Source organism: Tolypothrix tenuis PCC 7101 (genome assembly GCF_963874875.1).
In the GTDB taxonomy this organism is placed as follows: domain Bacteria; phylum Cyanobacteriota; class Cyanobacteriia; order Cyanobacteriales; family Nostocaceae; genus Aulosira; species Aulosira tenue.
The window spans coordinates 2,961,115-2,985,426 of sequence record NZ_CAWNJS010000001.1 but is presented as its reverse complement, the minus strand read 5'-3'; the positions used below and the strand labels follow the sequence as shown (position 1 = coordinate 2,985,426).

General features: G+C 39.1%; 18 protein-coding genes. 9 read left to right on the top strand and 9 right to left on the bottom strand.

Annotation, left to right across the window (positions count from 1 at the left end):
* Positions 1–165 precede the first annotated feature (165 nt).
* Complete coding sequence (psb34, locus tag AACU25_RS12240) at positions 166–336, top strand: photosystem II assembly protein Psb34 (protein WP_167725770.1); 171 nt, start codon at positions 166–168, stop codon at positions 334–336.
* Between the two features lie 112 nt (positions 337–448).
* Here psb34 and AACU25_RS12235 read toward each other — a convergent pair whose 3' ends face one another.
* Positions 449–2,032, bottom strand: a complete 1,584-nt coding sequence (locus AACU25_RS12235) for an ammonium transporter (RefSeq protein ID WP_096575942.1) — start codon at positions 2,030–2,032, stop codon at positions 449–451.
* Between the two features lie 537 nt (positions 2,033–2,569).
* Here AACU25_RS12235 and AACU25_RS12230 point away from each other — a divergent pair.
* Positions 2,570–3,991, top strand: coding sequence for a serine/threonine-protein kinase (locus AACU25_RS12230; protein WP_096575940.1), 1,422 nt, complete (start codon positions 2,570–2,572; stop codon positions 3,989–3,991).
* A gap of 28 nt (positions 3,992–4,019) precedes the next feature.
* Here AACU25_RS12230 and AACU25_RS12225 read toward each other — a convergent pair whose 3' ends face one another.
* From AACU25_RS12225 to AACU25_RS12215, 3 genes are all read right to left on the bottom strand, one after another.
* On the bottom strand, positions 4,020–4,994 hold the full coding sequence (locus AACU25_RS12225; protein ID WP_339382113.1) for an NB-ARC domain-containing protein: 975 nt from the start codon (positions 4,992–4,994) through the stop codon (positions 4,020–4,022).
* A gap of 62 nt (positions 4,995–5,056) precedes the next feature.
* On the bottom strand, positions 5,057–6,346 hold the full coding sequence (locus AACU25_RS12220; protein ID WP_096575936.1) for a metallophosphoesterase: 1,290 nt from the start codon (positions 6,344–6,346) through the stop codon (positions 5,057–5,059).
* Positions 6,347–6,455: 109 nt separating this feature from the next.
* On the bottom strand, positions 6,456–8,033 hold the full coding sequence (locus AACU25_RS12215; RefSeq protein WP_096575934.1) for an ammonium transporter: 1,578 nt from the start codon (positions 8,031–8,033) through the stop codon (positions 6,456–6,458).
* Between the two features lie 450 nt (positions 8,034–8,483).
* Between AACU25_RS12215 and AACU25_RS12210 the strand changes: the two genes are divergently transcribed.
* The 6 genes from AACU25_RS12210 to AACU25_RS12185 all read left to right on the top strand — a co-directional run bounded on the left by AACU25_RS12210 (position 8,484) and on the right by AACU25_RS12185 (position 16,336).
* The gene (locus tag AACU25_RS12210) at positions 8,484–9,878 is read left to right on the top strand and encodes a serine/threonine protein kinase (protein WP_096575932.1); all 1,395 of its coding nucleotides are present in this window, start codon (positions 8,484–8,486) and stop codon (positions 9,876–9,878) included.
* A 152-nt stretch (positions 9,879–10,030) separates the two neighbouring features.
* The gene (locus AACU25_RS12205; protein WP_096575930.1) at positions 10,031–10,600 is read left to right on the top strand and encodes a hypothetical protein; all 570 of its coding nucleotides are present in this window, start codon (positions 10,031–10,033) and stop codon (positions 10,598–10,600) included.
* 207 nt (positions 10,601–10,807) lie between these two features.
* Positions 10,808–11,200, top strand: coding sequence for a C6orf136 family protein (locus tag AACU25_RS12200; RefSeq protein WP_096575928.1), 393 nt, complete (start codon positions 10,808–10,810; stop codon positions 11,198–11,200).
* A 13-nt stretch (positions 11,201–11,213) separates the two neighbouring features.
* Positions 11,214–11,357 (top strand): hypothetical protein, encoded by a 144-nt coding sequence (locus AACU25_RS12195; RefSeq protein WP_190445628.1) that lies wholly within the window; start codon positions 11,214–11,216, stop codon positions 11,355–11,357.
* 51 nt (positions 11,358–11,408) lie between these two features.
* Complete coding sequence (locus AACU25_RS12190) at positions 11,409–12,581, top strand: TRC40/GET3/ArsA family transport-energizing ATPase (RefSeq protein WP_045869790.1); 1,173 nt, start codon at positions 11,409–11,411, stop codon at positions 12,579–12,581.
* A 437-nt stretch (positions 12,582–13,018) separates the two neighbouring features.
* Positions 13,019–16,336 (top strand): GAF domain-containing protein, encoded by a 3,318-nt coding sequence (locus AACU25_RS12185; protein WP_096575926.1) that lies wholly within the window; start codon positions 13,019–13,021, stop codon positions 16,334–16,336.
* 291 nt (positions 16,337–16,627) lie between these two features.
* On the opposite strand, the gene dnaN is transcribed toward AACU25_RS12185, so the two are convergent.
* The 5 genes from dnaN to AACU25_RS12160 all read right to left on the bottom strand — a co-directional run bounded on the left by dnaN (position 16,628) and on the right by AACU25_RS12160 (position 22,300).
* Positions 16,628–17,779 (bottom strand): DNA polymerase III subunit beta, encoded by a 1,152-nt coding sequence (gene dnaN / locus AACU25_RS12180; RefSeq protein ID WP_096575924.1) that lies wholly within the window; start codon positions 17,777–17,779, stop codon positions 16,628–16,630.
* 209 nt (positions 17,780–17,988) lie between these two features.
* The gene (infC, locus tag AACU25_RS12175; RefSeq protein WP_096729654.1) at positions 17,989–18,501 is read right to left on the bottom strand and encodes a translation initiation factor IF-3; all 513 of its coding nucleotides are present in this window, start codon (positions 18,499–18,501) and stop codon (positions 17,989–17,991) included.
* Positions 18,502–18,725: 224 nt separating this feature from the next.
* Positions 18,726–20,219: an Ig-like domain-containing domain gene (locus tag AACU25_RS12170; protein ID WP_096575922.1), complete on the bottom strand. Its 1,494-nt coding sequence runs from the start codon at positions 20,217–20,219 to the stop codon at positions 18,726–18,728.
* 22 nt (positions 20,220–20,241) lie between these two features.
* Positions 20,242–21,018 carry a TIGR03943 family putative permease subunit gene (locus tag AACU25_RS12165; RefSeq protein ID WP_096575920.1) on the bottom strand — a complete coding sequence of 259 codons (777 nt, stop codon included), beginning with the start codon at positions 21,016–21,018 and terminating at the stop codon, positions 20,242–20,244.
* A 226-nt stretch (positions 21,019–21,244) separates the two neighbouring features.
* Positions 21,245–22,300 carry a permease gene (locus AACU25_RS12160; RefSeq protein WP_096575918.1) on the bottom strand — a complete coding sequence of 352 codons (1,056 nt, stop codon included), beginning with the start codon at positions 22,298–22,300 and terminating at the stop codon, positions 21,245–21,247.
* Positions 22,301–22,888: 588 nt separating this feature from the next.
* Here AACU25_RS12160 and AACU25_RS12155 point away from each other — a divergent pair.
* A complete protein-coding gene (locus AACU25_RS12155) occupies positions 22,889–24,247 on the top strand; it encodes a sensor histidine kinase (protein ID WP_096575916.1) in 1,359 nt (452 codons plus the stop codon).
* Positions 24,248–24,312 lie beyond the last annotated feature (65 nt).

Genomic DNA, 24,312 nt, shown 5'->3' with positions numbered 1-24,312 from the left:
GGAAAAATAACAAACACCAATTACCGATTACCGATTACCAATTACCAAACCTCAAACCCCAAACACCCAATTACCAATTACCAATTACCCATTACCCATGACCGAATCGCATAATATAAAGTTTATGTAACAATTAAACAAACGCTAAGAACAAGGAATTAGTTCATGCCCTATACAACTGAAGAAGGCGGTCTTCTGAATAATTTTGCTCGTGAACCAAAGGTTTATGCAGCAGAACCTCCCAATGCAGGGCAAAAGCGAACCTACCTGTTTGTAGGTATCGCTGCTGTTTTATTGGTCGGTGGCTTAATTTTTGTCGCCTTCTCTGTTTCGTAGCCCATTTGAACGCAAAGAATTTTAATAAAATTTAATTTTTCGTTGTATCAGGTTACCTACTCACTAGGAACCTGATTTTGTCTCTATTCCATTGATAAAAATTAATCATTTTTTACCGACGAATACTGTACTTGCGCTGCAAAAAACGTTTATGCCGCTGAGTTTCAATGTATTCTCGCTTCATCTGTTGGATATCATTACCCTCAGCAAACAAACTATCTAAACCGATAACTTCCTCTTGTGGTAAAACTCGCAGAGATTTGAAAACCTTAAAATCCGAGTTAGAAGTATCAGAAATCTTATATATAAAATAACTGATACCAATCCAGGCGATCGCGCTAAATACAACGGTAAAAGCACCCACAAGTAAAATACCAATTAATTGAGCAAATAACAGATTTATCCCACCACCAAAGAATAAACCGCCTTGATCAAGACGAAAATACTCTTTAGACCAAAGGTACTTGTCTGGGTTTCGACTAAACAAACCGACCGCCAGTGTTCCCCAGACTCCACAAAACAGATGAACAGGAACAGCACCTACGGGATCATCAATCTGGAACTTGTCTAATAAAATTGTTGCATAAACAACCAGTGCCCCACCCACAAAACCGATCACAGCTGCGCTGGTGATGTTCACGAAAGCACAAGCAGCAGTAATACTCACACAACCAGCCAAGATACCATTCACCATGAATGATAGACTAGGTTTTTCGTAAACTTGCCAAGCCCAAAAAGTAGCACCAATTCCACCCGTTGCACCTGCCATGAGTGTTACCAAAAGAATATGAGCTATGGCTTCGGAATTGGCTGTTAGGGTTGAACCTGCGTTAAAACCATACCAACCCAGCCAGAGAATAAAACAACCTAGAGTTGCAATACTCAGGTTATGTGCTGGCATAGAAATAATTTTTTTGCCATAAAAACTAGTATCTCTATTAGAGCGCCTTTCATTTGGTCTCAACTTCCGATATTTCCCCAAACGTGGCTTTAACAATACAGATCCCATCAAGGCGCTCCAACCACCAACTGAGTGAACAACTGTTGAGCCTGCAAAATCCCTAAACCCTAGGTTGTCAAGAAAACCTCCTCCCCAAATCCAGTGACCGGTGATGGCATAACTCAACACCAAGAAAAAACTAAAAGCCATAAATGCAGCGAACTTAATTCTTTCAGCAACAGCGCCAGAAACAATAGTTGCAGCGGTACCAGCAAAAGTTAACTGAAAGAAAAATTTAGCAGGAAGCGGGATAGCTGCCCATTTTAATGAATGAAAGACTCCTTGGTAAGCACCTTCTATTAGAGGGCTATTGTCAGAAACCTCTAAAAAAAAACCACTAGTACCGATAAAATTACTGCCATCACCAAACATGAAAGCGAAACCTAAACTCCAAAAAGCTAAGGTCGCAATGCCAAACACGATCAGGTTTTTGGCTAAAACTGTGATGGCATTGGCACTACGGCAAAAGCCAGACTCTAACATAGCAAAGCCTGCATTCATAAAGAACACTAAGCACCCCGTAAATAATACCCACTGAGTATTTTCAGATACTGTCGGACTAGCTGGTGTAGAAGTTTGCGCAGTAGTAGCATTAGAAATGCACATTAAGATGATGAGAGTTAATACAGGTACGTAAGCATACTTGAAAAGCCGACTTTTTTTTTGTATTGCGTTCTGGCTTTCTGGCTGAGACATAGATACACAGAGTATTTTAATGAGGAAACTGCACGGGTTTATGTATAACTTATTTATACTAGTATTAGAGAGATTTTAAAAGTAAAACATTTAACAATGTTTTCCCAGTTTTGAGTGATAATTGAGCAATAATATATAATCAAAAATACATAGTAGTAAATATTTTGACGTGCTTATTTTTTTGTAGATGTATTTTAAACTACATTGAATCTCGCACTATTAGCGGACTGATAAAACTTCACAAAATCACTACTAGCTTGCTGTACCAGTGAGAAATCAATCTTATAAGTCAGTAGCTGCATTCTGTTTCAATTCGGCTATTAACCTGGGTAGAAATTCTCTGAAATTCTGGACATCTTCAGTCTTGAGTAGGAGATTTTTCAGTGAATCACTAGAAAAATAAAAAAGCTAAGTAAGTGGCTCGTAGTGCGTTGTTTTGGAAGACAGCGCACTGCAAACCAGTGATGATTTTTTGCGCTGACACACTTATCTGCAACTTTTTTTACTAACTCATCTTATTAATTCCCTCCCAAAGTAATGGAAAGCGTTCACCCATTAGACTACACAGAATACCAACACTGTTTATGTATCAACCCCAATTGCCCATCGCCCAAAAGACCTTTTAAAGAAGATCCTTGCCAAGCTTGTGGTTCTGATTTGCTTTTGAAGCGACGATATCGGGTAATCGATACATTAGTTCAAACCAGAAGTAGAGAGTGTAAGCTTTATGATGCGGTCGATATTAACAATGGCAATAAGCTTAAAGTTATTAAAGTTTTATACACAGATAATGAGGAAGTAATCTCTCGGTTTAACAGAGGTGCGGATGTTTTAATAAATCACTGGGTTTCAGGAATTCCTAAGGTAGAGAAAGATGGATACTTCCATATTGAGTTTCCTAAAAATCAAACACTAGCTTATTGTTTGGTCATGGAGAAGATTGATGGAATGAATTTAGAGCAATTCCTGGAAAATAGAAATCATCTACCTATAGCTGAAAAACAAGCAATTAATTGGTTGAAACAACTGACAATAATTTTAGGCGACCTCCATAAAAAAGAGTTTTTTCATCGTGATATTAAACCATCAAACATTATGGTGAAAAATAGCAATCAAGAATTAGTATTGATTGACCTTGATGCTGTTAGGGCTATTACTAAAGCTGTTTTGGATGGAAAAACTATCACCACAATTGGTACTGATGGTTACATGGCTCCAGAACAACGAATAGGTAGAGCAATACCACAATCTGATTTTTATGCATTGGGGCGGACATTTGTGCATTTGTTAACTGGTAAAGCTCCAAATAGATTAGAGCAAAACCGTAATGGAACATTGCTTTGGCGTTCCATTGCACCAAAATTATCAAACAATTTTGCAGAATTAATTGATAATTTGATGGATTGGTCTCCTAATAATCGGCCTAAAACTACAGCAGAAATTTTACAACGCTTAGAACAAATTGAGCGTAATTTAGAACTTCAACAACAAATTAAACAATTGCTAACCTTTAAGAAAGTTGTTGGGGTGATAGTGCTTTTATTATTTACATTTCTAGTCTATAGAGCTATTGATTCAGAAGAGTCTTCTCAAGGAGATCCAACTCCTTCTCCTTCTAAACAGACACTAACCCCCACAACAACTTCCACCAAAACTCCTATAGCAACCCCTACATTCAATACAAAATGTAAAATACGTCAGCAAACAGGCGTACCACATGATAGCGCACTAGCTAAAGATGTGGTTGAAATTTTGCAAGATCAAAGGGTAGTCAGTAAAGATGAACAAATCCGTAAGATTCAGCAATTCGATGTGAGACAGTTAAATTATTGCGACTTAAATATATATATACGTTTGTCTGACAATAGTCTACCCAGTTCTACTCTAAAAAATAAAATTACGGATATGATTAAGAACCGCTTTGATTATGTTGGTAATATCAGAGTTGAACAGCTTTAATAAAAGAAGAATTTCTGTATTTCTGAACTTACCTGCTGAGTTTTCTGTTAACGTACTTCATCACAATTCTCTGGAGAGTGAAATGTTTTTCACCTTCAGTCTTTTCAATTAACCCACGCCCAGTCAAAGATTTCATTGCGTCTGTAATTCCTTTTTTGTTAATCTGCTGTCGCAAATCGGTTAATAAAAGTGGCTGACCAGCAGAGGCTAAACCATACATTATCTCTTTTTCTAAATCTGATAAACGTTGAAACTGAGTGTCTATAAGATTAGAAATATCATTAAAATCTAATGTTGCTTGGTCTAGAAAATTGGTAACACTACCACCAAATAATTCCTGAATCGTTCTAGCAACTATATTCAGTTTGAAAGGATTACTTTGGTAAAGATTAATTAATTCGTTCAATCGCGATTCGGAACCAGAGAAACTTTTTATTTTAAAAATTTCTTTGGCTGCTTCATCATCCAGACCTTGTATTTGATAAGATCTAACTCGCTGTGTATTGTCTTCCAAAGATTCTATAATTTTAGGTTTCTCACGGCTGATCAGCAATAAACAGCTTTGATGAGGTCTTTCTCCCACCTGTCTAAATAGTTTCTCATAATCCTCAAATCCTTGCCGATATTGCCCCATTAATTCCCTAGGTTGTAAAATCTCCTCTCCATCATCTAGCAACAACAAATAGCGATGACTAGATAAATAATTTATCAGTCTGGCTATTCGGATATTGATGTTGTCTGGTATATCTATATTTTCATCCTTCGAGAGTAACTTAAGCAAAGATCCTAGAAGTTCTGAAAGCGGTGGGGCATTTTTTAGCGATCGCCTGATGACATACTTAAAATCGCCATGAATCTGTTCTTGTAACTTTACTGCCAGCGAAGTCTTACCCATACCACCCATTCCCAGTAATGCTATGAGTCGGCATTTATCCTGCACAATCCATTGCTGGAGGGTGTTTAGTTCTTGTGTGCGTCCAAAGAAATGAGAAACATAATGTATATGTTCCTCATCTTGTACTTCTTCTTCACCTCCAGTTTCCGGTTGATCAGTTAACTGGAGGTCTATGACTTTTTTAGCTTTTCCTCAATTTCGGTCAACTCTGTGTCTAACTGTGAGAGTTGAGTTTCCGCAGATTTTATTTGTTGCTGTAACTGGAATTTAACGGCTGCGTCTGCTTGAAATCCCAAATCTTTCCGCAGTTGCGCCAACAAGTCCATTGTTAGCTGCCACTGTACCTGAAGTGCATCTAGTCGCTGTTCTAAACGTTTTCGTTCTGAGTTTGTTAAGCTTCTAGAAGCAGCTGATTGAGTTTCTAAAATGGGTTGCTCGTTTTTAGGTATTTGCTGAGACCCCAAATCAATTTCATAGAAAGACAAAGTAGTAACTCCGTCTCCTGTTGTCCAGCGACCATCAGGCTTCCAAGCACCATTCAATTCTTCCCGTTTGCGCGTATAAACCGTTAATTTATCGTTCTCTAACTTCAACAGCTGATATTGCCAGGGATAACCTGTGACCAATTCTCTGGTATGTGCCCCAAAAGTGCCAGCAGAAATCACCTCAATTTTTCTGCCTCCAATACTGCGATCATAACGGTAGAGAATATTGTCTGCTTTATGGATGTGACCATGTAAAGCCAGACGGAACCCAGCTTCTGCTAACTGTTCCATAAAACCATGATCTTTAATGCGATCTTCTGAATTGCTGTTGAGGGGATGATGCCAAACAGCAATTTTCAGCCAGTTGTTGTATTCTGAATTTTGGCGAATTTTCTTCAGGGCATTACTTAGAGCTTGGGGATTGATACTGGCTCGCTGTTTGTAGTAATGATCTAGTTCCCATGCCGAATTTAGACCCAAAAAAAGTATTTTTTGCTCTGCAAGAGGATACAGTATGCCTTGGAGATCATCCGTTAAAGGATAGGGTTCTCCTGTGACATCTTCATAGAATTTACTGAAATAGTCAAATCGGTGTTGGTATTGCTCCTCGTCTCTAACTTCGATCGCATCTCCACCTTGATCAATAATCCGATTACTATCTACCGAACCTGAATAGTTCCTGCGTCGTACTAGTGTGTAAGCATCTTCCGAGAGAATCCAGTTGAGATCGTGGTTACCAGGAACAATGACAACATTCTGACGCTTGATAGGAAACTCTTCACAAAAATTATCTAAAAAATTTTTAGCTGATGCATATTCTTCAGGAGTAGATTTGTTGGCAATATCACCAGAGAGAATTAAAGCATCAATACTCAAGCATTTGAGACCTCGCAGATCCTGTGCCAACTGACTTTGCCAGAGTTTGGCATCATTGAGAGTCCCAAAGTGCAGATCGGACAAATGGAGAATGTACATCCGCTGGATGAAGATTTAATCTAAATGTGATGATAATTATGACTTTTTTATAATAATCTACACTTAGAAACAATCACTCATTTGTGGGATTTGCCACTAGCAGTAGTCATCATTCGCGAATATTATATTTTCGCTCCCAAGAACGTCTCTGCCTCTGAGCCTGGATATATTCTCGTTTTAAGCGTTTGATATTATTACCTTCAGCAAACAAACTATCGAGACCTACAACTTCTTCTTGAGGGAACACTCTGAGAGATTTGGAAACATTAAAATCAGCACCAGAGGTATCAGAGACGGCATATATCAAATAGCTGATGCCAATCCAGGCGATCGCACTAAATAAAAAGGTAAACACACCAACTACTACAATCCCAAATATTTGCGTCAATAAGAGATTTATCCCTCCACCAAAGAATAAACCACCCTTATCAAGATTAAAAAACTGTTTAGACCAACTGTAACTGCTGGGATCTTGGCTAAATAACCCAACTGCTAAGGTTCCCCAGATTCCACATACAAGGTGAACAGGAACAGCACCGACTGGATCGTCAATCTGGCATTTATTTAAGAAAATCGCTGCATATACAACCAATACGCCACCACAAAAGCCAATAAAAGCCGCACTGGGAATATTCACAAATGCACAAGAAGCTGTGATACTGACACAACCAGCTAAGATGCCATTCACCATGAATGAGAGGCTAGGTTTTTCATAAAACTGCCAAGACCAAAAAGTGGCACCAATTGCACCCATTGCACCACCGATGAGAGTTACTAACAGCACATGAGCGATCGCTTGAGAATTAGCTGTTAGTGTTGATCCAGTATTAAAACCAAACCACCCCAGCCAAAGAATAAAGCAACCTAGAGTAGCACTGCTGAGGTTATGTGCCGGCATGGAAATGATTTTTTTGCCGTAAAAGGTTGTGTCTCGCCAAGTACGTTTGTCATCTGGGTTAAATCTTCTATATTTTCCCAAACGTGGCTGTAATAATAAAATTCCCATTAAAGCAGCCCAGCCGCCAACTGAGTGAACTACGGTGGAACCAGCAAAATCTCTAAAACCCAGCTTGTAGAGAAAACCGCCTCCCCAAATCCAGTGTCCAGTAATGGAATAAGTCAACACTAATAAAAAGCTGAAAGTCATAAACGCTGAGAACTTAATTCGTTCTGCAACAGCACCAGAAACAATAGTTGCAGCAGTACCAGCAAAGGTTAACTGAAAGAAAAATTTAGCAGTTAGTGGAATAGCTGCCCATTTTAAGGAGTTGAAAACTCCTTGGTAATCTTTTCCTGTGAGGGGACTCAAGTCTGGTGGTAATAAAAAACCATTGGTACCGATAAAATCATTCCCATCACCAAACATGAACCCAAAACCTAAAACCCAATAAGCTACGGTGGCAATAGCAAACACAATCAGGTTTTTAGCTAGCACAGTGATGGCGTTAGCGCTGCGACAAAAACCTGACTCTACCATTGCAAAGCCAGCGTTCATAAAGAACACTAAACACCCTGTTAATAGTACCCACTGAGTATTTTCCGCAACTGCTGGACTATCTGTAAAAGGAGTAGCCGCAGTAGCACTAGATATCCACAACAGTGCGATCGCGGTGACTACAAGTAAACACGCATATTTTAAAAGCAAGCTTCTTTTTCGCCTTGCTTTCTGGCTTTCAGGTTGAGGCATAGAAAATAACAAGAGTTTGATAGATAAACTTGATTATTCTAAGTTGTTAATTATTTATACCGCTTTGGAAATTACTTTTAATGTAAAAATTTCGACAATATTTTGCGGAATTAGAGTGATAATATATAATTTACAATACCCATTAGTCAAGCATTAGTGTGTAAATTAATCAAATATTTGTATTAAAGGTTACAGTTAATAAACCAAATTTCAAGTATCGATAAAACTTCACAAAGTTACTATCTACTTTGTCTACCAATAATTGCAGACTGCGGTCATTAAACTCAAATAAAATTTTTATTGATCAGTTGAACAAATTCTAATTGTTAAATTAAGTAAAAACTTTTTTTATTCTAGATATATTCAATTAAAATTATCAAGCTTTTAAATTGTCAACACTCAATAGTAAATACCTGTTTATAAATTTTTTACTACTTTATTTCCCGCATAATGGCAAGCTTCAACTCATTTGGCGACCCAGAACAGCAGAATTATAATAACAAAGAATATTGCTTATGCATCAACCCAAACTGCCAAAATCCGCAAAGAAGCAAAGATGAGAGTCGTTGCCAATCTTGTGGTGCATCTTTATTGTTAAATGACAAGTATCGAATAATTAATGTATTGAAGGAAAGCAAAAATCAACAATGTCAACTATATAATGCTGTAGATATCAGCAATCAAAATCAGTTAAAAGTTATTAAAGTTTTATATACCCATAATCCAGAAGCACTCAGTCGCTTTAACAAAGGTGCTGATTTTTTGATCAATCATCGGTTTCCCGGTCTACCAAAAGTCCGAAAAGGTGGATATTTCCATATTGATTTTCCGAAAAATTTAACGCCAGCATACGGCTTGGTGATGGAAAAGATTGATGGAAAAAATTTACAAGAATGGTTGAGTAATAAAACTAATTTACCTCTAACTCAGCAGAAAGCCATTCAATGGTTAGAACAACTTGTAACCATTTTAAGTAGACTCCATCAACAACAGTTTTATCATCAAAATATCAAGCCATCACATATTATGCTGAGAAATCAACCCGAAGAACTGATTTTAATTGATTTAGATAGTGTTACAACAATCACCCAAGCATCTACAACAACAAATTTAACTATTATTGGCAGTGGTTACCAAGCGCCAGAGCAAGAAGCAGGAAACCCTGTACCACAATCAGATTTCTACGCCTTAGGTCGGACATTTGTGCATCTACTAACTGGCACTCATCCTCATAAATTCTCTAGAGATGATGCTGGAATATTACATTGGAGAAATAGTGCCAAACATATATCAAAAAACTTTGCAGATTTAATTGATAGACTCATGGAATTGGATTATCAAAAACGCCCACAAAATACAGCCGAGATTTTGCAGACTCTAGAAGAAATTAAACAAGATTTAGAACGGCAGACGCATATTAAACAGTGGTTAAGCTTTAAAAAAGCTGTTGGGATGATAGTAATTTTATCAGTTGCCTGGCTGGGATATATGGCAATCAAATCACCAAACCGTCCTCCTACGCCAGGAAATCAGCCTTCACCTGCAACCACAAGTACATCAAATCCCAAATGTAAAATCCGTAAGGAGACTGGTACAACCGATGATAGCGCTCTAGCTTGGGATGCACGTCAAATTTTGCAAGATTACAAAGTAGTGAATAGCCAAGATTTAGAATTCCAGCAAATTCAAGATTTAAAAGTCACACAGTTTAATTGCGACTTAAATATCTATATTAGATTGGCAAATAATAATGCAATCAGTTCCAGTCTCAAAAATAAAATTACCGAAATTTTGAAAAAGAATTTTGATTATGTGGAAACAATCAGAGTCATCCAAGCTCAATAAGAATAATTTTTTTTGGATGATAAATATTTTTACAGTAGATTGCAGATAAATAAGATAAAAAAATGATCATATAACTCTTGTGAGGTGGGCAAGATGCCCGCTACTCTTGATACCTGAAAGCGTTACCCTAGGTATATACGAAAAAATTACCTATGAAACCTGAAGAAATAGCGGGGACGCTAGCAGAATTATTTGGTACAGCAGCAGTGAGTGCGATCGCACCTGGATCGTGGCAAGTAGAAACTGAGAGTTTTCGGCTGTTGGTGCTACTTGCCGAAGATAATACCTGGTTGCGGATTTTATTGCCCATTGTGCCCATAGAAGCAGCCCAACAATTTTTAGAACAGTTCCTAGAAGCTAACTTTGATGAAACCCAAGAGGTTCGCTACGCTTTATATGAAGGGGTAGTATGGGGCGTGTTTCAGCATAATAGTAGCACTTTGGTAAAAGAGGATTTGTCTAGTGCGATCGCTAAACTCACATCTCTTTATGAAACTGGATTAAATGATGTTTTCAATCGACTCATTGAAAGCCGCATTCGACAAATTATTTTAGCTGCAAAACAGCAAGGACAATCCCTGCATTCTACAATGCAAAATCTGGAACGTTTCTATACAGAAGGATTATTAGGAGAAATTGAGCAAACCCCAGAAGCACGGGAACAAGTACTAGCTGTATGGCAATATCAATTAGAACGCTGGTGGAATCAAATAGAAGCATAGAAAAATCAAAATTCGTCTTGGAAAGTTTGCTCAACGGGGGGAACCCTCCTTCGGATTCACCACTTTGCTTATGCCGGGAAACCCGTCCACCGCAAGTGGTTCACCGCACGCAACTTTCCGCAAAATTCAAAATGAATAACTGTTTATAAACTTGACTTTTGAATCTAGTTTTGTTTTTTCATTTTCATACTTCAGCTTTTTCAATATATGGATATAATTTCAATTCTCAAAGAAGACTATCAAAGATTCCCAGTTAATCAAACTTACAGCATTTATGCTCCAGATGTTTATTTCCAAGATGCTGTGTTTAAATTTCGTGGGATACAACGCTATAAACTGATGATTAATTTCATTAAGGTTGCGTTTTTAAACCTCAAAATGGATTTACATGATATCCAATCTCTGGGAGACACCATTAAAACAGAGTGGACACTTAGCTGGAATAGCCCCTTACCTTGGAAACCAAGAATATCAATTTCCGGCTGGAGTGAATTACGTCTTAACTCTGAAGGTTTGATTGTTTCTCACATTGATTATTGGAACTGTTCGCGTTTGGATGTGATCAAGCAACATTTATTTGCTTTAAAAACTGCTCAGTAAGCCGCTCATTAAAATGTTGTGGACAAGTCAAAATCTCCAGATCAGCGATCGCAGCCATTATTCCCACCAAGCTGAATTCTCTTCTCAAGCCATGTTTGGCAACTTTAGGCCCCTGGATGTGCAGCAACAGCATTTATTCCCTGCAAACAGTCGATAATAGAGATAGGTAAATAAATGTAAACAATTCTCAGGCAGGAAAAAATCATTCATGCGGGTAATTTTAATGACAGGCAAGGGTGGCGTTGGCAAAACCTCTGTAGCAGCGGCCACTGGACTCCGTTGTGCAGAATTAGGCTACCGCACACTTGTGTTGAGTACAGATCCCGCCCACTCCCTAGCGGATAGCTTTGATCTGGAATTGGGACACGCACCAAAAGCAATTCGCCCAAATTTGTGGGGTGCGGAACTAGATGCACTACAAGAACTAGAAGGAAACTGGGGTTCTGTGAAGCGTTACATTACCCAAGTTTTACAAGCTAGAGGTTTAGAAGGGGTACAAGCAGAAGAATTAGCCATTTTACCAGGCATGGATGAGATTTTTGGCTTGGTAAGAATGAAACGCCATTATGATGAAGGCGATTTTGAGGTGTTGATTATCGATTCTGCTCCTACAGGGACAGCATTGCGACTGCTGAGTTTACCAGAAGTCGGTGGCTGGTATATGCGCCGTTTTTACAAACCCTTCCAAAATATCTCTGTTGCACTTCGCCCTTTGGTTGAACCTCTATTTCGACCAATTGCTGGTTTTTCTCTACCAGATAAAGAGGTAATGGATGCTCCTTATGAGTTTTATGAACAAATTGAAGCTCTGGAGAAAGTATTAACGGACAACACTCAAACTTCCGTGCGCTTAGTTACTAACCCAGAAAAGATGGTAATTAAAGAGTCTTTGCGTGCTCATGCCTATCTGAGTTTATATAATGTTGCCACCGATTTAGTAGTAGCTAATCGCATCATTCCCCCGGAAGTGAAAGACCCATTTTTCCAACGTTGGAAAGAAAATCAGCAGCAATATCGTCAGCAAATTTATGATGACTTTCATCCTTTACCTATCAAGGAAATACCCCTATTCTCAGAAGAGATGTGTGGTCTAGCCGCCTTAGAAAGGTTGAAAGATACCCTTTATCAGGATGAAGATCCCACACAGGTTTATCACAAAGAAACAACTATTAGAGTTGTTCAAGAAAATAACCAATACAGTTTAGAACTGTATTTACCGGGGATTCCTAAAAATCAAGTTCAACTGAGTAAAAGTGGAGATGAACTAAATATTACGATTGGTAACCACCGCCGTAATTTAGTGTTGCCGCAAGCGCTGGCAGCGCTCCAACCCTCAGGTGCAAAAATGGATGAAGATTATCTAAAAATCCGTTTTGCCTAATATGTACAAGTTTAATTCTGCTGGATATATCAGCAGAATTAAATATTATTAAGCATTTTTAAGCGCAAATTATGTTTATTAAGTATTTAAAATGTATCTTCTTACACTATAGATAAGTATAATTTTTGGTAAAGGCTTAATAGCCAGATGTTATTAATGATTTTTATTTTCTATAATTTTTCAGAGACTTTTAAATATACCACACTTTGATAAATCTCAATTATCAGCAATAAATCGGATTAAAAGAGCAGTAAACATCATATTTTTACTATAAAAAAATATGATGTTTTTTTAAATTTAAACCTAATTTATCAACAATTATTAGCCAGTAATTTTACTGAAGACACATGAAACAATAAATTTAATAATATTTTCAGATATAGATATTTTTTAATTTTTAGTTTTTTTCTGACCGAAAAATTATTTAAGTAAAAGCAATGACTCCGATCGCCAAACCAGACTCACGGGTAAACCTTGAGCAAGAAGGTTTATTACGCCGCATCACAGACCGTATTCGTCGCACCTTAAATTTGGAAGAGATCCTCAAAACGACAACAACGGAAGTGCGATCGCTACTAGGTACTGATAGGGTGATGATTTATAAATTCCATGACGATGGTAGCGGTCAGGTCATTGCTGAATCAATTTATCAAGATAGGCTACCATCACTTTTGGGGCTAAACTTTCCGGCGGATGATATACCGCTTTATGCTAGAGAACTGTTTGTCAAGTCACGAGTGCGTTCTATTGTTGATGTTGAGAAGCAGCAGATTGGTCACAGCTTTTTAACTGTTTTGGAATCAGGAGAAGCGATCGCAGAAGACATATATTATCGCACTGTAGATTCTTGCCATCTCAAATACTTAAAAGCGATGGGAGTGGAGTGTTCTCTAGCAGCACCAATTTTACATCAAGATCAACTTTGGGGTTTGTTGGTATCGCATCACTCCGAAAGCTTTGGGGTTGGCAAGCAGGAACTAGAAGCTGTACAGATGGTAGTAGATCAATTATCAGTAGCGATCGCTCAAAGTAATCTCCTCACCCTAGCCCATAACAAAGCCGAACGGGAAGCTAGTATTAACCGCATTGCAACTTTACTGCATTCATTGCCCACAATTGTATTACAGCCAGCTTTAGAAGAGGCTGTTGCTGCCTTCGGAGGTTCTGGCGGTCGGCTTTGTATCAGACATAATGCTTTTAATTTTCAAAACAGTAGTTTTCAGCCCTTTACAGAATGTTTAATCCCAGGAAGTGATTGTGTCAGGCTTTATATTTGCGGACAGCAACCTGTGATGCCACAACCAAATGTGTATCCACTCATAGAGCAATATAATGTCTGGCAAGAACACTATGCATCTGGAAAATATGATGTTTGGGCAATTTCAGACATATACCAAACGCCTCATCTACTAACAGTACAAATTGCTTTTCAACCTACAAAAGTTCGCAGTATTTTGATGATTCCACTAGAGTATCGTCAAGAATTAGTAGGTTATTTAAGTATTTTTCGAGATGAAATAGATACAGAAACCTTATGGGCGGGAAGATTCGATTCCGATCAAAGGCAAACTTACCCACGTTTATCTTTTGATGTCTGGCGCGAAACTAAAACAGCACAAGTGCAAAAATGGACTGTTGAAGAGATAGAAATGGCCAGAGAAATTGGTAAACATTTTGCTTCAGCAATTCAGCAATATGAACTATACCAACAGGTAGAAGCTTTTAATAGTAGCTTAGAAAAACAAGTTAGAAAGCGCACAGTTGAACTCAAAAAAGCATCGGAACAACAACAAACTGTATTTGGAGTAATTGCCAAAATTCGCGAGTCTCTTGATACTAAAACTATTTTTCAAATTACGACTAAAGAAGTTTGTCAATTAATCAAAGCCGATCGCGTTTCTATTTACCGCTTTGATGCTGATTGGGGTGGTGAATTTGTGGGAGATTTTGAAGTTGCTAGCCCCCACTGGTCAAGTTCTTCCAAACTGGGAGTCAATACAATTTGGAATGACACCTTTTTACAAGATACACAGGGAGGACGCTACCGCTTTAACGAAACATTTGCGGTAGATAACATTTACCATCAAGATTTTACTCAGTGTCATGTTGACAATTTAGAAGAGTATCAAATTTACGCTTTTGTACTTGCACCTATCTTTTTAGGACAACAACTTTGGGGTTTACTAGCGACTTATCAACATTCTGGCCCGCGTCAATGGTTGGACTCGGAAGTTAACTTTCTCAGCCAGATTGCAGCGCAACTAGGGGTAGCACTCCAGCAAGCTGAGTTACTGACACAAACACAGCAACAAGCAATAGTTTTGCGACAAGCAGCCGAACAACAACGAGTCTTGTTTGAAGTTGTCACAAAAATCCGCGAATCCCTCGACCTCAATGCTATTTTTCAAACTGCGACTCAAGAAATTTGCCAATCGCTGCAGACAGATCGGGTAGCTGTTTACCAATTTCTCCCAGATTGGAGTGGTGAGTTTATTGCTGAGTTTGTTGTTGCAGGTTGGGAAAAACTGGTAGGTGGAACCATCAACTCATTTTGGCAAGATACTTATTTGCAAGAAACCGAAGGCGGACGATATCGCCACAATGAAACCTTTGCAGTCAATGACATCTATCAGGTAGGGCATAGTGAATGTCATATTGAGTGTTTAGAGCGATATCAAGTTAAAGCCTATGCGATCGCACCTATTTTTATTGGGCAAAAACTTTGGGGTTTACTAGCGGCTTATCAAAACTCTGCACCCCGCCACTGGGAACTCTCAGAAATTCAATTTTTAGCCCAAATTGCCAATCAGCTGGGGGTAGCACTGCAACAAGTTGACTTACTCTTGCAAACGCAGCAGCAAACAGAACAGCTAACTCAAGCCCTGCACGAGTTACAAGAAACCCAAACCCAACTCATTCAAACTGAGAAGATGTCCTCACTAGGACAACTAGTTGCAGGTGTCGCCCATGAAATTAATAACCCTGTCAACTTTATTTCTGGTAACTTGCTCCACGTCAGCCAATATGCTGAAGATTTACTCAGTATGTTGCAACTCTATCAACAGCAAGTCTCAAATCTTAGCCCTGATATGCAGGAGAGGGCTGAAGAGATTGATTTAGAATTCATCACAGCAGATTTGCCCAAAACTCTCTCTTCCATGAAAGTAGGCATTGATCGCATCCGCCAAATTGTCTTAGGTTTAAGGAATTTTTCTCGTCTCGATGAGGCGGAAATGAAAGCGGTTAATATTCATGAAGGAATTGATAATACTCTGCTAATTTTGCAACATCGCCTGAAAGCAAAACCAGACAAATCTGCAATTGAGATAGTCAAGAAGTATAGCGATTTGCCCCTAGTAGAGTGTTACGCCGGACAATTGAATCAGGTATTTATGAATGTCTTGAGCAATGCGATCGATGCTCTAGAGGATGAACGTGAGCCAATATCCAAACCTGATAAAGGACTAATTACTATCTATACTTCTATTGGAGAAATGAAGGGCAATATTAAAAGTGTGGTAATTCGCATTATTGACAATGGCCCTGGAATCCCAGAATCTTTGAGATCCCGAATTTGTGACCCATTTTTCACTACTAAGCCAGTAGGAAAAGGTACTGGTTTAGGATTATCAATTAGTTACAAGATTGTGGTAGATAAACATGGCGGCATATTTAATTGTGAATCTGAGCCAGGGTTAGGCACAGAATTCTGGATTGAAATTCCTATTGATCAAAATAGCCATCATCATATTTAAAATTGATTAATAAAATGCATTTTAGTAGGGTGTGTTATGCCGTAGGCTAACGCACCTTTTATTATTAATCATGATTTAGTGCGTTGCACTGCGTGACAACACACCCTACTAGATTTGAAATGAATTAAAAAAAAAATACCTGTTATATCATGTCCGTTTGAAAACTTATCATATCTGTGAAGGTTGGTAATGGTTAATGGGAAAGAAAAATACAGTTTAAGAATTACCAATTACCAATTACCGATTACCAACAAAACCAACCATATCGTAAGTAATTAGCTGGACTTGATATTAATTTCTCAACTGCACAGGCATAGCTAAATAGGTCATTTTCAAACCACCTAGTGGTGTAAAAATCACTGGGGTTAAGCTCTGATTGAGATGCATTTGCACTTCGGAAGCAGGCAATTCTTTCAATCCTTCCATGAGGTATTTGATATTAAAAGCAATATCTATATTTTCTCCTGATATCTGTGCTGGCATTGATTCTCTACCGCTACCTACATCTTGAGCTTCACAAGATAAAGTAATTTCTTGCTGAGAGCTATCAATGCTAACTTTCACAATATTATTTTTTTGATCGGCTAGTACGGCAATTCGCTCTAATGTACTCAAGAATTGTCTGCGATCAATAGTTACTTGTCGCTCAAATTGACGCGGTATCAGTTGCCGATAAGCTGGATATTGACCTTCTAATGTGCGGCTAGTTAGGCGTTGATTTTTCCAAGCAAACACCACTTGGCCTTGATCCAAATATAAAGCTACAGGCTCATCATCAGAGGAACTATGAGGTAACATCCTCTGGAGTTCGCGTAAGGCTCTTGCTGGTACTGTGACTTCTAGCTGGCTACTACCTTCAATTGGACGTTCATTAGTAGTTTCTACTACTGCTAACCGATGTCCATCAGTAGCGGCGAATTCTAAGGTATCTTGTTTCACTGTCAGATGAACTCCGGTGAGTACCTGCTTAGTTTCATCACCACTAGTAGCAAATAATGAGCCTTTTAATCCCTCAATTAACGCCGCCGCAGTTAATTGCAGTGGTTCAGTATCTTCAATAATCGGTAATTCAGGAAACTCTTCCGCCCCCATTGCCCGTACTTGGTAATGTCCACTCTTGGGTGTGAGCGTCATAATTATACCTTCTCCGCCAGAGGTTGCTGACTCATCGTCTAGAGTAATTTCTCCCTCTGGCAGACGCGAGGTAATGTCTACCAAAATTTTGGCAGGAAGTGCGATCGCTCCTCCTTCCCATACCTCAGCATTAAAGCTAGTGCGGATACCCAAGCTGAGATCGAAGGCGGTGAGGCTTACTTGGTTAGTTTGTGCATCTGCTTGTAGCAGTACGTTAGCAAGTATAGGATGTGTCGGACGTGAGGGTACAGCACGGCTAACAAGTGAAAGATTTGTACTAAGGTCGCTTTGGGCGCAAACTAATTTCATGGTGAGATTCAGCTTGTGAGTGTCTATAGTACCACTCTAGAAATATTTTTAGTAAATTAGTACATTTTTACTAAGCAGCTTTGATTCTAAAACTGCCAGGTAGATTGGTAAAACACAATTTAAAACCGTCCCTGACTGGCAAGAACGGTAAGCGATCAATTATTTATCAGTTAATCAAAGAATTTGACAAACGCTTTAGTGCGCGTAGTCTAAGCAGGAATAACTTGAGCAATCAACGAACGTTTATCGAGTGATTGAACTTTACCTACTTCACTCAAATCGCTGACAATGCGTTCTAATAGTTCTCCAGCTTTGTCACGATATTGATTTTCTCGGCCTCGTAAACGAATGGCAAACTTCACTGAATCGCCTTTACTCAACCATGCTAGTGCTTGCTGAATGCGTAAGTTGTAATCAGCGACACCAACATTTGGGCGAAGTCTAACTTCCTTGACTGTCGGTCTAGCACTCTGTCCTTGACGCTTTTTCTTTTGATACTGAAGCTTGCCATAGTTAAGTATCTTGGCAACTGGAGCGTCTTTGCCCTCGGAAACTAAAACTAGGTCAAGCTCTACACTCTGCGCTAGTTGTAGAGCTTCAGATGTATCTACTAGACCGCGATTGTTATTTTCATGGTCAATCAAGAAGACTTGAGGTGCCTTGATTTGTGAGTTAATTAGTTGCTTTTGGACTGCGATAATGGTTTCCTCTCTGTTTTTCAATACTTTGCAAATGCAAGTACTGCTAATGTAACACAACCTCACTAGGAACTAAGACGTGATAACCCTATACTTTCTTACTTGAAAATGGGCATAGGGCATAGGGCATAGGGCATGGGGTATAAGAAAAACCGATTTTCATGCTTGAATAGCTGACTTGGCTGTCAACCACATATCCAATGTGTAGAGTTTCTCGCAGTTCACACAAAGCTTAAACGCTAGCCCCTTTACGGTAGCCAATAGGGATCGAATCCGTTGAGGGGAAGCTTTTCGGGCTTGATATCAGCAGTAGTAGTGTCAGCAATTGGTAATAAGGGCATTAACCACAAATCGCTAGTGGCGATCGCTTCTCCATCATCAGTTTTTAAAGTATTTCCTGATAATGGTGCATTAACTTCTTGGGCTACTACTTGGTCAAATAATAAGCCTAAACCATCAGGCGATAAATTCATGTGCACATTTCGCTGGGCAATGGGCAACACTAATAAAGGTTTTTGTTGTGCGGTTTTCAGATCAATTGCCACTACATAAGGTTGTTCTATGTATTGTTCTTTGGAAACTAACTGTGTGAGCAAGCAGTAAAGGGTTGGGGAAGAAGGATCAAATTGGCAATTGAGAATTGAACCAGTGGTTTTTAACAAGGGTTTTTGAGTACCTTGGTTAGTTACCAAAAATAAATCTCTGGTGTAATCTGTATTGAATTTGACCATCGCTGCTTGCGAGCCATCTTTCGAGAAAGCCTGAACTAACCCAAACTGCGGCAAAAAATCTAAAGGTTTAGTCGCATCCCCTTCTATAGGTAAAATTGCTGCTCCTGCTCCTTGGGCAACTGCTACAGCTTTACTATCAGGAGTAATCATAAAATCTCCCCCAGGCTGGCTTTTTAGGGGTTTAGCAGTGGGTTTTTCTCCAGATTCAGTGCTTGTAGGCATTACCCACAGCCCAAAATCGCCGGGATTAGATTTGTTTCCGCGCTGGATAACAATCGTTTCTCCGTCTGGTGATAAGTCAAATTTAAGATTTTGATAGGTTTTATTATCTAAAACTAAGTCCACTCTGCCAGGTGATTCTGGTTCTTGATCGGCTTGGCTAGCAATTCCTGTCGTGACTGTGTAAAGTTGAGCCGAAAGTAAATCTTGGTCATTGGTAGTACGAGCCGAAAATAAAATTTTCTCCCCATTGGGAAATGGCTCAAAGTCCATAACAACTAAATCTTTAGGGGTGAGTACCTTTTTTTGCTCTTGGGTTAAGTTGTAGAGAATTAACCGCCCCTTTTCTTCAGGATTAACTCCTATATAAATAATGGCGCGATCGCGGGTACGAAATGCACCTGTAAACGGCTGGACTAGCCTGTTGCTACTTTCTTGGGAAGCAAATTTATCTTTTGCTCCTTGTAATTGGACTTTATAATTCGTGCCATAGGGTGCTGGTGTCAAAAGTGTATAAACCATCCGCCGCCCAGCCCAACTTATTTTCCCAGCCAGCGGCGGCTCAATTTTTAGGTTATCCTCTACACTTTTGGTATCCATTGGGCGGCTAAAGGTGAGGGTGAAGGAAACATCTTCAGACCCAATTTGCTGATTCTCCCAGGTAAAAGTTCGCACTCTCGGCTTAACGGCATCACCTTGCCAAATGATTAACCCAATTAGCAAACTGATGAGCAGCATCAGTGCGATCGCGACGCGATCCAGTGGTTGAATGAATGCTTTGGATGTAGTCATGTTTCAGAGCAAGGGTCAAATGTCAATAAACATAAGGATTTTTGGGTTGCGGAATCGTTTTCACAGAACTAGCAGCGATGGTTAGTTGGCGTTTACCAGAGAGGGTTTCTGTGATCATTTGCCCTTCTACTTCTAACCAGGTATCAGCTGGATACTGATTGTTAGGGTCTGCCAATTTCACTGGCAAACCTGCTGGGTAGGCATCAGCAGCGCAGCAGGTGAGGATGAATCTGGCTAAGAAAATATATTCTTTCCCTAAATCTGGTGGGTGAATGACAAATCCTTGCACCTTGGCTTTTTGACCAGTATATGCATCTGGTTCAGGATAAACATTGAGTGTGCGAACCCAGTCTACAAGCGATCGCTCTTCTGGGCGAACAGTAGCACGAAATGCTTGGGGTTTGACACGGGTAGTTCCCAAGGAATCAACGGTGATACCTCGTTGCAGGGCTTTGTCACTAGCAAAGACTTGTGGTGTAATGATGAAACCCAAAATGGCTGCTGTCAACAGCAAAGCACTTCCCCATCCAGGGGGAAATATATTTAAGTGCATGGGATTGGCAACATTATCTCGCCGCCGTCGCCGCAACAGTTGCCCAGCTTTTAAGAAACCGACAATTTGTAAAGCGATACCACCCGCAATTGCCAACCAGAAGTAATCGGGGTGAATCAATAAGTTAAGTTTGCCTGTAGCCCAGTATTTGAGAATTAAAATTCCCCAAGCTGTAATTGCTAAAACATCCAGCCAAGGCATTAATAAATTTCGGAGTTTAACTGTAGGATTTGGGTTGGAATTCATGGGAAATGGTCAAGGGTCAACCAATTTTAGATTTGGGATTTTAGATTGACTACACCATAAAGGGATGCAGTAGGGAGAATTTTAGATTTTAGATTTGCGATTTTGGATTCCAATCTAAAATCCAAAATTGAAAATTGTTTTCAATGCCCAATGCCCAATGCCCCATGCCCAATTTGATAAAATTTTTGACATTGGACTTTTGACATTGGACTCTTGACTTATTTATTTACATGACGTGTAAATTCAAAAACAAGGTGAACAAAAATGTTAATAGTCCTGCTAGAGCAAATAGATAAAATAAAGCTTTCGCTTTGAAGATTGATAACATCAACCCCACACCTTTGATGTCAATCATGGGGCCAAAGACAAGAAAAGCTAGCAGGGAACCACTAGTAAAAGTAGAAGCAAAAGACAGCGCGAAGAAAGAATCTACTGTTGAGCAAATTGACACAGCCCCTGCTAATACCAACATTGCCACAATTGAAGTAATCGGGCCAGCACCCAGACCAAGGATAATTTCTCTTGGTGCTAGTACTTGAATAGCTGCTGCGATCGCACTACCCAAGACCATCACTGCGCCTAACTCGCGCAATTCTTGGATAATGTTATCTAATAACAACCGCAGTTTATCTGGTAAAGGTTTATTGCTATTAGATAATGCTGTAGTTTCTGGCATTAAATTACTATCAATGCGGGTAGTCATACCTGCTTTTCCACCTAATAAATAGGTTCCAGATTTTAACAAACTAGAACCTGTGTTGTTCTGTTGTGGTGGAGAACGTCTGCCACGCTTTTTCACTTCCGGCTGTGCGGGAGGATTAAACTTGAGGTAACGTGCGATCGCAGGTTGTACAATCGGACTCAAGTCTTTTTGAAAGCTGAATACAATACCGATAATTGTCGCGATTAATAAAGAAAATACGACTCGTAACACCACGATTTCTGGCTGATCGCGAAATGCTGTCCAAGTTGACCAAATAACTATCGGGTTAATTGTCGGTGCTGCTAGGAGAAAACCAATTGCCACTGGTGTAGGAACTCCCTGCATAAGTAAGCGCCGCGCCACTGGCACATTACCGCACTCACATACCGGAAACAAAAAGCCGATTGTACTACCAAATAAAGCTCCCAGTATGGGATTTTTGGGCATTTTTTCGACCAGTTTGCGCTCATCTACAAAAAATAGCAGCAAACTGGAGAATAAAACTCCCAGAAGCAAAAAAGGAATCGCCTCGACTAGCAGACTCAGAAAAATAGTGAAACCATTGTTCAGTTGATTCATGGGCCTCGCAGTCAAAAGCGGTTTGGAGTTTTTAGGTTATGCCTAGTCATTCTATCGGAATGGGGATCAAAAGCAGATCGGGACAATTTAAGCTCATTTCAGTCAAAAGTTGATATGGGATTTATATTAACGCTTCAGCGTTAGAAAGCAACTGTTACTTTGAAGATACTTATGTTTACTTGAGTGTATTTACGGATGCTGACTACTATGTAAGAATATCAAACCCGATTTATGGTTCCAATATTCTCGAGTAATCACTTAATGTACTACATTTAATTGGCTATGTTTATAGTTACTGCAATTTAGCAGCTTGGTGTTTTGTCTTGGGCAGATTTTTATCAAGAGTTTACAGTATTTAAACAATTGGGGATCGCAATTAATAGCAATTGCTTTAGGGGTTTGTTAAGTTCAGGCAACATTTTTGACTGTCAGGTAACCTGGAATATCTGAAGTTGCATAGTACTCAGCGAAGATTACTGAGTTATGAAGTCGTAAATCATAGCTAAAGCTAGGGTATTGAGTAAAGATGGGTAGAGGCTAAAATATTAGTTTATTCATTGCCAGTTTTTATACCAATTAGAGTGTCAAGTGCCACAAAATTTCAGTACTCAAATATCAGCACCATTTCTATCGCAAGGTAGCGATCGCGATCTCGATTTAGATTCTACCCTCAAGGATCTGTCAATGTATGACTTCCAAGTGGATATTAGCTGTATGTCTGTGGAAGTTGCCCAATTTTTTGAAAAATATCCTGTGCTACCAGGAGCTATCTTACTTGACGATGGAAAGTTCATCGGCATGATTTCGCGGCGGCGACTCCTAGAATTTTGGATTCATCCCCAAGCACAAGAATTGTTTTGGCAAAAACCATTAAGTATTCTCTATAGCTATGCCCGTAACACGATTTTACAATTGCCCGATACGACTCCAATTTTGACAGCGATGCAACTTACCTTAAGGCGATCGCCTGAACTTTTGGCAGAACCATTGGTGGTACAAACGGCACCCGATACTTATAAATTATTGGATGTACATGAATTAAATCTGGCGGCTTGGCAAATTCGCGGAATTGAAACTCAAGTACGTTATGAACGCAGCCAAACTCAAATGATTCAAATTGATAAAATGGCAAGTCTGGGGCGTTTAGTTGATGGCGTAGCCCACGAAATTTTAGACCCCGTCAGTTTTATTTGGGGTAATTTAACTTATGTTTCTAACTATAGTCAAGATTTGCTCAAACTCATAGCCGCTTACGACCAGCAATTATCTCCTACTCCCAATTATATTAATCATCTGAAGGAAGAAATTGAATTTGATTTTTTAGAAGAAGATTTAACTAAATCCCTGGCTAGTATTCGCACTGGGGCTGAAAGATTAAAAAAACTAGTCACTAGTTTACAAAACTTTTGCCATATTGATGAAGTTTATCCGAAACCGGGAGATTTACACGCCTGTTTAGATAGTATTGTTTTATTAATTAATAGCCGAATTCATGGCGAAATTCAAATAGTCAAAAACTATGGGCATTTGCCGCCAGTATATTGTTTTATGGGGCAATTAAGCCAAGTCTTTATGAATATTTTTACCGAATCTATAGATACTTTGCTCAATGAAACAGTACGGCAGGAGTTTCATCCAGAAATAACAAAAAGTAATGACAAACCCCAGATTGAAATTACTACCAAAATTATTACACAAGAAGCCACTAAACCAGGCTCTCCAGATTCTCGCTGGGTTTCAATTTCTATTGCTGACAATGGCCCGGGAATGTCGCCTACATTGCAACAGCAAATTATTGATTCTTTTTCAGTAGAAAAACGCGCTGATAAAGCTACTAGTTTAGCTGTGAGTTATCGAATTATTACTGGTAAACATGGAGGTAAATTAAATTTCCATTCCCGTCTCGGACAGGGTACAGAATTTCAAGTATTGCTACCCTTACTTTAATCAAAATAATTTTGACAATATATATAATCAGCAAATCTAGGTGTGCTATGCCGGAGAATAACACA

What these genes read in the sequence shown, in the direction of transcription:
- AACU25_RS12160 (WP_096575918.1), bottom strand. Translation starts at nt 22,300, where the DNA reads ATGAATCAACTGAACAATGGTTTCACTATTTTTCTGAGTCTGCTAGTC.
- AACU25_RS12195 (WP_190445628.1), top strand. Translation starts at nt 11,214, where the DNA reads ATGTTGTGGACAAGTCAAAATCTCCAGATCAGCGATCGCAGCCATTAT.
- AACU25_RS12185 (WP_096575926.1), top strand. Translation starts at nt 13,019, where the DNA reads ATGACTCCGATCGCCAAACCAGACTCACGGGTAAACCTTGAGCAAGAA.
- dnaN (WP_096575924.1), bottom strand. Translation starts at nt 17,779, where the DNA reads ATGAAATTAGTTTGCGCCCAAAGCGACCTTAGTACAAATCTTTCACTT.
- AACU25_RS12200 (WP_096575928.1), top strand. Translation starts at nt 10,808, where the DNA reads ATGGATATAATTTCAATTCTCAAAGAAGACTATCAAAGATTCCCAGTT.
- AACU25_RS12165 (WP_096575920.1), bottom strand. Translation starts at nt 21,018, where the DNA reads ATGAATTCCAACCCAAATCCTACAGTTAAACTCCGAAATTTATTAATG.
- AACU25_RS12235 (WP_096575942.1), bottom strand. Translation starts at nt 2,032, where the DNA reads ATGTCTCAGCCAGAAAGCCAGAACGCAATACAAAAAAAAAGTCGGCTT.
- AACU25_RS12215 (WP_096575934.1), bottom strand. Translation starts at nt 8,033, where the DNA reads ATGCCTCAACCTGAAAGCCAGAAAGCAAGGCGAAAAAGAAGCTTGCTT.
- AACU25_RS12205 (WP_096575930.1), top strand. Translation starts at nt 10,031, where the DNA reads ATGAAACCTGAAGAAATAGCGGGGACGCTAGCAGAATTATTTGGTACA.
- AACU25_RS12210 (WP_096575932.1), top strand. Translation starts at nt 8,484, where the DNA reads ATGGCAAGCTTCAACTCATTTGGCGACCCAGAACAGCAGAATTATAAT.
- AACU25_RS12230 (WP_096575940.1), top strand. Translation starts at nt 2,570, where the DNA reads ATGGAAAGCGTTCACCCATTAGACTACACAGAATACCAACACTGTTTA.
- AACU25_RS12170 (WP_096575922.1), bottom strand. Translation starts at nt 20,219, where the DNA reads ATGACTACATCCAAAGCATTCATTCAACCACTGGATCGCGTCGCGATC.
- AACU25_RS12220 (WP_096575936.1), bottom strand. Translation starts at nt 6,346, where the DNA reads ATGTACATTCTCCATTTGTCCGATCTGCACTTTGGGACTCTCAATGAT.
- AACU25_RS12190 (WP_045869790.1), top strand. Translation starts at nt 11,409, where the DNA reads ATGCGGGTAATTTTAATGACAGGCAAGGGTGGCGTTGGCAAAACCTCT.
- psb34 (WP_167725770.1), top strand. Translation starts at nt 166, where the DNA reads ATGCCCTATACAACTGAAGAAGGCGGTCTTCTGAATAATTTTGCTCGT.